Raw genomic sequence first — 11,268 nt, 5'->3', positions numbered from 1 at the left:
CGGAGGCGACTCCATCAAAGGCATTCAAATGGCGAGCCGTCTGAATCAGCACGGCTTCAAGCTGGAAATGAAAGACCTCTTCCAGCATCCGACGATCGAAGAGCTGGTCTCCTATGTGGAGCGGACGGAAGGCAAACAGGCCGACCAGGGACCGGTCGAAGGCGAGGCGGAATTAACGCCGATCCAGCGCTGGTTCTTTGAGAAAGACTTTACGAACAAGCACCACTGGAACCAGTCCGTCATGCTTCATGCGGCAGAAGGCTTTGATCCAGTTTTGGTTGAAAAGACATTACAGGCTTTAATTGAGCATCATGACGCGCTTCGTATGGTCTACCGTGAAGAACAGGGAGAAATTGTTCAGACGTATCTGCCTGTGAACGAGTGCAAAACATGCTTTGACATTGTCGACTTGTACGGATCAGACGAAAAGATGCTGAAAAATCAAATCCAGCGCCTTGCCGAGCGGCTTCAAGGCAGTCTGAACCTTGAAAACGGACCTCTTTTGAAGGCAGAGCAATACCGGACAGAACAAGGCGATCATCTTCTCATTGCGGTTCACCATCTTATCGTTGACGGGGTTTCCTGGAGAATTCTGCTGGAGGATTTCGCTGCGGGATATAAACAGGCGCAGCAGCAAAACCGCATCGTATTCCCGCAAAAAACGCATTCCTTTAAAGATTGGGCGGAGGCGCTGAAAACATTTGCCCAATCAAAACAGCTGATGAAGCAGGCGGATTATTGGGCGCAAGCTGACGCAGAACAATTGTCTCCGATACCGAAAGACCGCGAGCCGAATAGGCGTCTCGTCAAACATACGGCATCCGTAAAATGCGAATTGACAGAAGAAGAGACAGCACAACTTCTGACGGATGTTCACCGTCCGTACGGAACGGAAATCAATGATATTCTGCTCAGCGCTCTCGGCTTGACGATCGGTGAATGGACGGATAACGGCAAAATCGGGATCAATTTAGAGGGGCACGGCCGTGAAGAAATCATACCGAATGTGAATATATCCCGGACGGTCGGCTGGTTTACGGCGCAGTATCCTCTGATTCTTCAGATCAACAAAGAGGACGGGGTATCCTCAGTCATTAAAACGGTAAAAGAGACAGTGCGGCGTGTTCCTGACAAGGGCGTCGGCTACGGCATCCTCCGCTATCTGTCAAACGCTGAAACGGCAAAAGGGTTCACTCCTGACATCAGCTTCAACTACTTAGGGCAGTTTGACAGTGAAGTGAAAACCGAGTTATTCGAGCCGTCTGCATACGATATGGGGCGTCAAGTCAGTGAAGAATCGGAGGCCTTATACGCACTGAGTTTCAGCGGTATGATCACGGGCGGCCGGTTTGTCATTTCTTGCTCCTATAATGAGGATGAATATGAAAGAAGCACCGTAGAAACGCAGATGGAACGGTTTAAAGAAAATCTTTTGATGATCATACGCCACTGCACGGCAAAAGAAGATAAAGAATTTACCCCGAGCGATTTCAGCGCCCAAGACCTTGAGATGGACGAAATGGGAGACATCTTCGACATGCTTGAAGAGAACTTAACGTGATGAAACAGATAACAGAAGGGGGGAGCGGAGCATATGAGCCAATTTAGCAAAGATCAAGTCCAGGACATGTATTACCTGTCGCCGATGCAGGAGGGGATGCTGTTTCATACTCTCCTGAATCCCGGCCAAAGCTTTTACATTGAACAAATGACGATGAAAGTAAAAGGTGATTTTTCTGTCAGACAGCTTGAAGAAAGCATGAATGTCATCGTGGACCGGTACGATATTTTTCGTACCGTGTTCATCCATGAAAAAGTCAAACGGCCGGTTCAAGTCGTTCTGAAGAAAAGAACCTTCCGCATTGATGAAATCGATCTGACACATCTGTCTGAAAGCGAACAGGCATCCGCCATCAATGACTACAAAGAGAAAGATAAGGTGAAAGGGTTTCAGCTTACCCGTGACATTCCGATGCGTGCCGCCGTTTTTAAAAAGGCGGAAAAACGCTACGAATGGATATGGAGCTATCATCACATTTTGCTGGACGGCTGGTGCTTCGGCGTCGTCGTTCAAGAGTTGTTTCACGTATACAACGCTCTGCGGGAGAATAAGCCGTACAGCTTAAAGCCAGTAAAGCCGTATAAAGAATATATTCAATGGCTGGAAAAACAGGACAAACAAGCGTCGCTCAACTATTGGGGCGATTACTTGGCGGGTTTTGAGGGGCAAACGACATTTGCCGAGCAAAGAAACAAGAAGAAAGCCCCCTATCAGCCGAAGGAGCTGCTTTTTTCCCTGCCCGAAGCAGAAACAAAAGCGTTTGCGGAGCTGGCAAAATCACAGCATACGACTCTCAGCACGGCGCTCCAAGCCGTCTGGAGCCTTTTATTAAGCCGCTATCAGCGCTCAGATGATTTGATTTTCGGAACGGTCGTTTCAGGCCGGCCGGCGGATATTAAAGGCGTCGAGCATATGGTCGGACTGTTTATCAATGTGGTGCCGAAGCGGGTCAAGCTTGCTGAAAACACGACGTTCAAAGACTTGTTAAGCGAGCTTCAGGAACAATCGTTAGCGTCAGAGCCGCATCAGTATGTGCCGCTCTACGACATACAAAGCCAGGCTGCGCAGCAGAAGCTCATTGACCATATCATCGTGTTTGAAAACTATCCGCTTCAGGACGCTGAAAGCAAAGAGGGACAGCAAAACGGTTTCGAAATGGAGGATGTCCACGTATTTGAAAAATCGAATTACGATCTCAATGTGATGGCATCGCCGGGTGAACAAATGCTGATTAAGCTCGCTTATAACGAAAGTGTTTTTGAGGAGGCTTTTATCGGAAGGCTGAAATCGCAATTGCTGACGGCAATTGCCCATATCGTGCAGCATCCGGATGCGCCTCTTCACACAGTGAACATCATTGATGAAGCGGAGCGGGAACGCCTCGTGGCAGAATTAAATCCTTCACGGCTGTCAGCCGAGGCTGAAAAGCTGACGGAATGGTTCCGAAAAGCCGCTGAATCAAATCCGGATGCGCCGGCTGTGACCGCGGGCGAATCGACGCTGACCTATCGGGAATTACAGGCGGAATCAAACCGCATCGCACACCGTTTAAGATATCAAGGAATCGGAAAAGGATCAGTAGCCGCTCTGTTTACAAAACGTTCTCCTGAGCTGGCCGCCGGGATTCTCGGCATTTTAAAAGCGGGAGCGGCGTACCTGCCGATTGACCCGGAATACCCCGAAGACCGGATCGCGTACATGCTCGAAGACAGCAAAGCCGGATGCCTCGTGACTCACAAGGCGCTGTACGCGGAAGCCAAGCAGCTGCCGTATTCGGGGAGCCTGCTCTGTATTGACGATGAAAGCCGTCTGGACGCACCTTCGGATGAACCGGAAGCAGCCGGCGGGGCGGACGATCCGGCCTATATCATGTACACGTCAGGGACAACGGGCAAACCGAAAGGCAATATCACTACACATGCCAATATTCAACGAATCGCAAAGAAGACAAACTATGTCGCCATAACGGAAAAGGATACGGTGCTGTCCCTTTCGAATTACGCTTTTGACGGGTTCACCTTCGATTTTTACGCTTCGCTCTTAAACGGTGCGAGGCTCGTTATTGCTGACAAAGAGACGATTTTGAATACGGAAAAGCTGACGGAGCTGATCAGGCGGGAAGGCATTACCGTCATGTTTGTCACAACAGCCCTGTTTAATGTGCTGACAGACGCGGGAGACGAGTGGATGAAAGGGCTTCGGCACGTATTATTCGGCGGGGAGCGCGCATCCGCAGCGCATGTCAGAAAAGCCCTGCGCAAAATGGGCCCCGGCAAGCTGATTCACGTTTACGGCCCGACCGAAGTGACGGTGTTTGCGACGGCGCATACAATCAATGAGGTCCCTGACTCCATGTCCGCCATCCCGATCGGCAAGCCGCTGAATGAGACGGGTGCCTATATTTTGACTGAAACCGGGCAGCTTCAGCCGTTTGGTGCGGTTGGTGAATTAGTCTTGACCGGAATGGGCGTGTCAAACGGCTATCTCAACCGTGAAGAGCTGACGAAGCAAAAATTCATTCAGAATCCGTTCAAAGCCGGGGAGCGTTTGTACCGCACAGGCGACTTGGCGCGCTGGCTGCCGGACGGAACGATTGAGTTTTCGGGCCGTATTGACGACCAAGTCAAAATCCGCGGCCACCGCATTGAACTTGAAGAAATTGAAAAGCAGATTCAGGAGTACAAAGGTGTCAAAGAAGCCGTTGTTGTCGTGGATCGCAGCGAAACGGGTGATGCTTCTATTTCGGCATACCTCGTATGCGATCACGAGATTGAGACAAACGGGCTTGAAGCCTTTTTGAACAAACAGCTTCCGGCTTACATGGTGCCGCAATCGTTCACCTGCCTTGAGCAGCTGCCGCTCACACCAAACGGCAAGGTGAACAAGCGACTCCTTCCGAAAGCAGAACCGAAACAGCGGGCCGGCCAGGAATGGACAGGGCCGCGAAACGAGACGGAAGAAACGGTATCCCGTATTTGGGCCGACGTTCTCGGCACATCGAAAATCGGGATTCATGATGATTTCTTTGCGCTCGGAGGCCATTCATTAAAAGCAATGACAGCCGCATCCCGTATAAAAAAAGAGCTCGGAGCCGACATTCCGGTGAAGCTTCTATTTGAAGCGCCGACGATAGCGGGCATTGCTGACTATCTGCTCAACGGCGAAGAAAAGGGCATGAAGGACGTCACGGTGATGAACAAAAATCAGTCTGACACACTGTTTGCTTTTCCGCCTGTGCTGGGATACGGGCTTATGTACCAGCCGCTGGCAAAGCAGCTGCCCGGCTATAGAATATGCGCGTTTGATTTTATTGAAGAAGACGGCCGAATAGAACGCTATGCCGAGCTGATCAATCAGCTTCAGCCGAAAGGCCCTGTTACACTGTTAGGCTACTCGGCCGGCTGCACGCTCGCCTTTGAAACAGCCAAACAGCTTGAAGCAGAAGGGCGTGACGTGGCCCGGGTGATCATGATTGATTCCTATAAAAAACAAGGAATCAGCGATCTCGAAGGACGCACAGTGGAAAGTGACGCTGAAGCACTGATGAAGGTGAACAGAGACAATGAAGCTTTGAATAACGAAGCCGTTAAAGAAGGCCTCGAACGGAAAACAAAAGCTTTTTATTCATATTTCGTGCATGCCGTAAGCAGCGGCCGGGTGCGTGCGGATATTGATCTCTTAACATCAGAACCGGACTTTACCATGCCGCCGTGGCTGGCTTCGTGGGAAGACGCCACAGCAGGTGAATATTGTGTGAAAAAAGGCTATGGCACTCACGCAGAAATGCTTCAGGGAGAAAATCTAGAAAGGAATGCGGCACGATTGCTCGAATTCCTTAAGAAAGAAAATCTGAAGCTGTCAACTTCACGCTAGAAAAGGAGGAAGCCGCCAGTGGTCCAGCTCTTTAAATCGTTCGATACGACAGAAAAAACGCAGCTTATCTGTTTTCCGTTCGCGGGAGGCTATTCCGCCTCATTCCGCCCGCTCCACGCCTACCTTCAGGGAGAGTGTGAGATGCTTGCCGCGGAACCGCCGGGACACGGAACAAATCAAATGTCCGCCATTGAGGATTTCGAACAGCTTGTAAACATGTACAAGCAGGAATTGAATCTCCGTCCCGACCGCCCGTTTGTGCTGTTCGGGCACAGCATGGGCGGCATGGTTGCCTTCAGGCTGGCGCAAAAATTGGAGCGGGAGGGCATTTATCCGCAGGCTGTAATTATCTCAGCCATCCAGCCGCCGCATATTGAAAGGAAAAAGGTATCCCATCTTGATGATGAAAAATTTCTTGACCATATTATCGAGCTTGGCGGTATGCCGCAGGAGTTAGTAGAAAACAAGGAGGTTATGTCCTTTTTCCTCCCTTCCTTCAGGTCCGATTACCGGGCGCTTGAAAGGTTCCGGCCGTCTGACGGAACAAAAATCCAATCACCCGTCCATATCTTTAACGGACGGAAAGATCATAAATGCATCAGAGACGCGGAAGGGTGGAAGCAATGGACGGCATCTCCCGTGTTCCATGAGTTCTCCGACGGCCATATGTTTATCCTGTCTGAGACCGAAAAAGTGGCGGAGCGCATTTATGAGATTATCAATAAAAGCACCGCCGGTCAGTTGTTATAACATTTGACAGACAGCATTCGCTGTCTGTTTTTTTGTAACAAGATCTTCCCGAGAGTTTTCTCATTTATCAAAAATTTTATGTTATGATTTGAAGGAATATAAACGAAGGGATTGTCGTACATGAATGATGCAGCCAAAGAGCTGAACCGAACATTAGCTGAAGAAAACCCTCACGTGCTTCATTTGCTTTCTGATTTAGGAAAAGAATTATTTTATCCGAAGGGGGTGCTGACGCAATCAGCGGAGGCGAAAGCCAAGGCGGGCAAGTATAATGCCACGATCGGAATCGCCACTTTACACGGTGAGTCGATGCACTTTAACCATATTCAAGAGACGCTGTCGGCCTATCACCCTGACGATCTATACGATTATGCGCCTCCGGCGGGCAAAGAGCCGCTCAGACAGGAATGGCTGAAAAAAATGCGCCGCGAAAATCCTTCGTTAGCCGGGAAGAACATCAGCACGCCGATTGTGACAAACGCTTTGACCCATGGGCTGAGCATTGCAGCCGACTTATTCGTCAATGAAGGAGATACGCTGCTTCTGCCTGATAAGTATTGGGGAAATTACAACTTTATTTTCGGCGTCAGACGCAAGGCGTCCATCCAGACGTATCCGCTTTTTAATCAAGAAGGGCGTTTTAATGCGGCGGGTCTGTCCGAGCTGTTGCGCAAGCAGGAAGAAAAGGCGATTGTGGTGTTGAATTTCCCGAATAATCCGACAGGCTATACGCCGGGGGAAGAGGAAGCTGCCGAAATCGTCAGCGTCATTCTGGACGCGGCGGAGTCCGGCAAAGAGATTGTCGTGCTTGTGGATGATGCGTATTACAATCTGTTTTATGATGAAACCGCAATCCAGGAATCTATCTTCAGCAAGCTCGCTCAAGTGCACGACCGGGTGCTTTGCGTGAAAATAGACGGCGCGACAAAGGAAAATTACGCGTGGGGCTTCCGTGTCGGATTTATTACCTACAGCGCAAGAAGCCCGAAAGCGCTGCAAGTGCTGGAGGAAAAAACAAAAGGCATTATCAGGGGAACGATTTCAAGCGCTCCGCACCCGTCCCAGACCTTTATGCTGAGAGCGATGCAGTCCCCGGAATATGAGAAAGAAAGACTGCTGAAATATGACATTATGAAAAAGCGGGCTGATAAGGTGAAGGCCGTGCTGTCAGAAAACAAGCATTATGAAGCTGTGTGGACGCCTTATCCGTTTAACTCCGGCTATTTCATGTGCGTGCGGCTAAAAGGCATAAACGCCAACGACCTGCGGGTTTCGTTACTTGACCATCGCGGTATTGGGACGATTTCAATCAATGAAACGGATTTGCGAATCGCGTTTTCCTGCGTAGAGGAAGAACATATCGCCGATCTGTTTGAAGAAATTTATCAAGAAGCAAAGCAGCTCCAGTCAGCTGCGAAGATATTGGGCTGACAAAAAGGAGGGGGGCACCCTCCTTTTTGTCTTTTATTCTGTTACATTTACTTTCCCACTCACATTCTCCCGGAGCATTTGCCTGAAAACGGCGATATCTTTTTGCGAATAGAAAAGTCGTTTCGGCAGCAGAAGTGTTCCGCAACCCGATGTTTGTAATCGAAACATATCTTTGTGCTCCCTAGCCGAGAGCTGTTCATCCCATTCAAAAAGAATGCTTGCGTTTTTTTGTTTTTGGCTGATTCCGAGCTGATTAATTGTAATACTTTTGGCAGATTTCAGCCGCTGATTCGTTTTGTATGTTCTGTAAAGACTGAAGAATGAGATTGCCGCTGCGATCACCGTGAATACCAAAGAGAGAATCACAGCTGCAAGGAAATTCAGGAAAGCTCTGACGCCCCATGTGCCGCCTGTAACCGGGCCGTTCATTTCAAAACAGATGGCAGAAGCCAGCAGCATAATCAAAAAACAGACAGCCGCGGATTTTCCTTGATGATAAGCAAAGTGTTTTCTGACATCGGCAAATGTTAAGCAGCCCGCGAGATAGACATTTTCATTTCGTGTGTTGATCATATTCCGTCTTCGTTTCCTTTCATTTTTTCCCTATGTCGTAATATGCTTTTTTTCCGCCGTCCTGAAGCATTGCTTCCCAAGACTCCGATGACGATACAGACGGCGCCGGCGGTATGATACCAGCGGAGTGACTCATGGAGAACGAGGACACCCGCAAGCATCGTCACGATGACGGACAAATTGTTAAAGGCGCTCATCTTAAACGCTTCAATCCTGGACAGCGCGTAGTTTGACATCAATGATGTAATGAGAGAAGACAAAATGCCTAAATACAGAATCGCTGCGATAAAACCGGGATCGCGGAATGGCAGAAAATACTGCCCGATCGTTCCTTCCGCTCCGTGCCGGAAGAGAGCGATGCCGTTGAAGGAAGCAAAGCCGATCGCAGACATGCACCAGGTCAGCTCACCCAATGAAAAACGCTGGGTCATGCGTCTCGCTGCCGTATTGTAAAGGGCGGAGGACAGCGCGGACAACAGGATCAGGAAAGCACCTTTAAAACTCGCCGATTCCGCGGACACCCCTTTCATTGTGAAAATAAACACCACCCCGGCCACTGACAGGCACGTGAATCCCTTTTGCGCCCATGTCGGACGTTCCTTTAAAAAGTAAGACGAAAACAGCATCGTAAAAATCGGGATGGCGGCTTGAATGATACCGGCTTCCGATGATGAAGAATACAAAAGGCCGAACGCCTGAAAACTGAAAAACAAAGCCGGATATAAAAGGGCCAAAGGCAAGATCGCCAGCACATTCTTCCAGCTGACGGACAGTTTGATCCAGCCGAATAAAACAGGAAGCATTGCACAGATGAAGGCCGCTGTGAACCGATGAGCCAATATATCAAACGGATTGGCGGATTGAAGCGCAATCTTGACAAATAAAAAGGAAAAACCGATAATCAGCGCATTTAAAATGGCAGCGAGGTAAGCAGCAGCCAAACGGTTTTGATTAATCATCTTCACGAACTCCTTTAATGAAATCGAGCGCCGGCCGCTCCCTTTTATTGTATGGGGAGGGAAGAAGCAGTACAATGAGAATAATGATAAACTGTACCGGTACAGATGGAGGTTCAGCATGGAAAAATATATGAACGTGATCATAGAAGTGGAGAGTCTCATTGAAGGCGGCACTTTTCAGGAAGGGGCGCGGCTGCCTTCCATCAGGCAGCTGGCCGAGCGTTTTCACGTCAGTAAAAGCACCGTCATCCGTGCGCTTCAGGAGCTTGAAAAACGGCACATTATTTATGCCGTGCCGAAAAGCGGCTACTATCTTATTAAAAATGACAAAAAGCAGGAGCGAGAACAAACAGGTATCATTGATTTTGCCGCCTCGGCGCCGGACCCTGATATTTTTCCGTACCGCGACTTTCAGCACTGCATTAACAAAGCCATTGATATGTATAAAAATGATTTGTTCATTTACGGCACGCCGCAGGGGCTTCCGTCTTTAATCCGGGTGCTTCAGACGCTGTTATCCGATTATCAGGTATTTGCAAAAGAGCGGAACATTTTTATCACCTCAGGTGTGCAGCAGGCGTTATCCCTGCTGTCTCTGATGCCGTTTCCGAACGGAAAAGAGAAGATTTTAATCGAACAGCCGGGCTATCATCTGATGGTGGAGCAGCTTGAAGCGCTGCGCCTTCCCGCCTGCGGCATTAAACGGACGGCTGAGGGGCTTGATATGGCGGAAGTCGAGCGGCTGTTTCAGACGGAGGAAATTAAGTTTTTTTACACGATGCCCCGATTTCAAAATCCGCTTGGAAGCTCTCTGACAGAATGGCAAAAACGAGAGCTTGTCCGATTAGCCGAGGCGTATGACGTTTATTTGGTTGAGGATGATTTCTTAGGGGACTTAGAGGACAATCAGAAGGCAGATCCGCTGTATGCCTATGATCTGTCTTCCCGCGTGATTTATTTGAAAAGCTTTTCGAAAATGATTTTTCCGGGGCTGCGTGTTGGAGCGGCTGTGCTCCCGGATTCGCTGGCCCCGGTTTTCCATACGTATAAAAAGCTGAGCGACATCGACTGTTCGATGATATCCCAAGCGGCCCTTGAAGTGTATATCAAAAGCGGCATGTTCAAAAGGCATAAAGAAAAAATCCGGGCCTCTTACAGAGAGCGTTCCGAGCTGCTCCAAAACGCGCTGCAGGAGTACGGCGGTTTTTCTGTAAAGCAAACGTCGATCCATACCCATCTCGTGCTGGAGAAAAGCCTTCCCGCTTCAAGAGTTGTGCAGCGTCTGAAAGCACAAGGCGTGCTGCTGGAGCCGATTGACAGCCATTACCTATCGGATTTTCAGAAAGAAAATATCATCAAACTCAACGTGTCCAACGTCAAGACAGGGGATATTATGCGAGGCATCAAAATGCTGACGGATTGCTTATAACAGCTCTTCATACGTCTTCAGCTCAATCCCCTCACTAAAATCAGGCTGTGCCGCGCAAACGGCCATCTTGTAGCCGGCATCCACATCATATGTGCGGATGAAACACGGTTCGTGTCCATCGGGAAGTTCAATTGACACCTGCCCGTCCTCTTGCAGGCGGACGCTGAACGAATCGAGCGGCAGAGAAAGCCCTTTGCCGGCTTGTTTGATAAAGCTTTCTTTCATCGACCACAGGTGATAAAAATAATCGGTCTGCTCATCAGGATGCTTGGCTTGCAGGTCATTGTATTCTGTTTGTGAAAAAAACCGTTTGGCGATATCAATCGTGCCGGGCTTCAATTTCTCTATATCAATGCCGATCGGTGCTGAATCAAAGGCACATACGATCCAGCGCCCGGAGTGGGAAATGTTAAAGTGAACAGCTGGAAGCGAAGGGATGTACGGCTTTCCGTACTCTTGGACGCTGAATGTGACAGCGGCCGGATCAAGTCCGTTTGCATGGCCGATGACGGTGCGGACGAGCACGTCGCCGATCAAGGTGCGGTGGGCATCCTCTTCATGGTAAAAACGGCGGCATTTTTCCCTTTTTTCAGCGGCTACAACCGACATCATCCGTTCCGTCTCCTCAGCTGAAAGCGGCCGATCCATATATACTCCGTAAATCTTCATGTCCAACATCCTCCGTCTGCAAA

General features: G+C 49.3%; 8 protein-coding genes. 5 read left to right on the top strand and 3 right to left on the bottom strand.

The window, feature by feature from the left end; all coding sequences use genetic code 11:
- From J7E26_RS04780 to J7E26_RS04765, 4 genes are all read left to right on the top strand, one after another.
- The coding region (locus J7E26_RS04780; RefSeq protein WP_251039246.1) for a condensation domain-containing protein at positions 1–1,561 on the top strand (1,561 nt) is incomplete at its 5' end.
- 33 nt (positions 1,562–1,594) lie between these two features.
- Complete coding sequence (locus tag J7E26_RS04775) at positions 1,595–5,434, top strand: non-ribosomal peptide synthetase (protein ID WP_214801895.1); 3,840 nt, start codon at positions 1,595–1,597, stop codon at positions 5,432–5,434.
- Positions 5,435–5,452: 18 nt separating this feature from the next.
- Positions 5,453–6,184 carry a thioesterase II family protein gene (gene srfAD, locus J7E26_RS04770; RefSeq protein ID WP_214801891.1) on the top strand — a complete coding sequence of 244 codons (732 nt, stop codon included), beginning with the start codon at positions 5,453–5,455 and terminating at the stop codon, positions 6,182–6,184.
- 120 nt (positions 6,185–6,304) lie between these two features.
- Entirely contained in the window at positions 6,305–7,615 is a 1,311-nt protein-coding gene (locus J7E26_RS04765) for an aminotransferase class I/II-fold pyridoxal phosphate-dependent enzyme (RefSeq protein WP_214801888.1), read from the top strand.
- 33 nt (positions 7,616–7,648) lie between these two features.
- Here the strand turns inward: J7E26_RS04765 and J7E26_RS04760 are convergent, their stop codons facing one another.
- Positions 7,649–8,188, bottom strand: coding sequence for a YcxB family protein (locus tag J7E26_RS04760; protein WP_214801885.1), 540 nt, complete (start codon positions 8,186–8,188; stop codon positions 7,649–7,651).
- Complete coding sequence (locus J7E26_RS04755) at positions 8,185–9,147, bottom strand: DMT family transporter (protein WP_214801882.1); 963 nt, start codon at positions 9,145–9,147, stop codon at positions 8,185–8,187. Before J7E26_RS04755 ends, J7E26_RS04760 begins: the two co-directional genes overlap by 4 nt.
- Before the next feature lie 118 nt (positions 9,148–9,265).
- Here J7E26_RS04755 and J7E26_RS04750 point away from each other — a divergent pair, with 118 nt between their 5' ends.
- Positions 9,266–10,576 (top strand): aminotransferase-like domain-containing protein, encoded by a 1,311-nt coding sequence (locus J7E26_RS04750; protein ID WP_214801879.1) that lies wholly within the window; start codon positions 9,266–9,268, stop codon positions 10,574–10,576.
- Here the strand turns inward: J7E26_RS04750 and J7E26_RS04745 are convergent.
- Positions 10,571–11,245, bottom strand: a complete 675-nt coding sequence (locus J7E26_RS04745) for a 4'-phosphopantetheinyl transferase family protein (protein WP_214801876.1) — start codon at positions 11,243–11,245, stop codon at positions 10,571–10,573. The two genes, J7E26_RS04750 and J7E26_RS04745, sit on opposite strands and share 6 nt — an antisense overlap.
- Positions 11,246–11,268 lie beyond the last annotated feature (23 nt).

The organism is Bacillus sp. ISL-51, from assembly GCF_018613535.1.
Taxonomy (GTDB): Bacteria; Bacillota; Bacilli; order Bacillales; family Bacillaceae; genus Bacillus.
The sequence above is the reverse complement of the archived record's forward strand: the minus strand, read 5'-3'. Positions and strand labels throughout refer to the sequence as shown.

What these genes read in the sequence shown, in the direction of transcription:
- J7E26_RS04775 (WP_214801895.1), top strand. Translation starts at nt 1,595, where the DNA reads ATGAGCCAATTTAGCAAAGATCAAGTCCAGGACATGTATTACCTGTCG.
- J7E26_RS04765 (WP_214801888.1), top strand. Translation starts at nt 6,305, where the DNA reads ATGAATGATGCAGCCAAAGAGCTGAACCGAACATTAGCTGAAGAAAAC.
- J7E26_RS04760 (WP_214801885.1), bottom strand. Translation starts at nt 8,188, where the DNA reads ATGATCAACACACGAAATGAAAATGTCTATCTCGCGGGCTGCTTAACA.
- J7E26_RS04755 (WP_214801882.1), bottom strand. Translation starts at nt 9,147, where the DNA reads ATGATTAATCAAAACCGTTTGGCTGCTGCTTACCTCGCTGCCATTTTA.
- J7E26_RS04750 (WP_214801879.1), top strand. Translation starts at nt 9,266, where the DNA reads ATGGAAAAATATATGAACGTGATCATAGAAGTGGAGAGTCTCATTGAA.
- J7E26_RS04745 (WP_214801876.1), bottom strand. Translation starts at nt 11,245, where the DNA reads ATGAAGATTTACGGAGTATATATGGATCGGCCGCTTTCAGCTGAGGAG.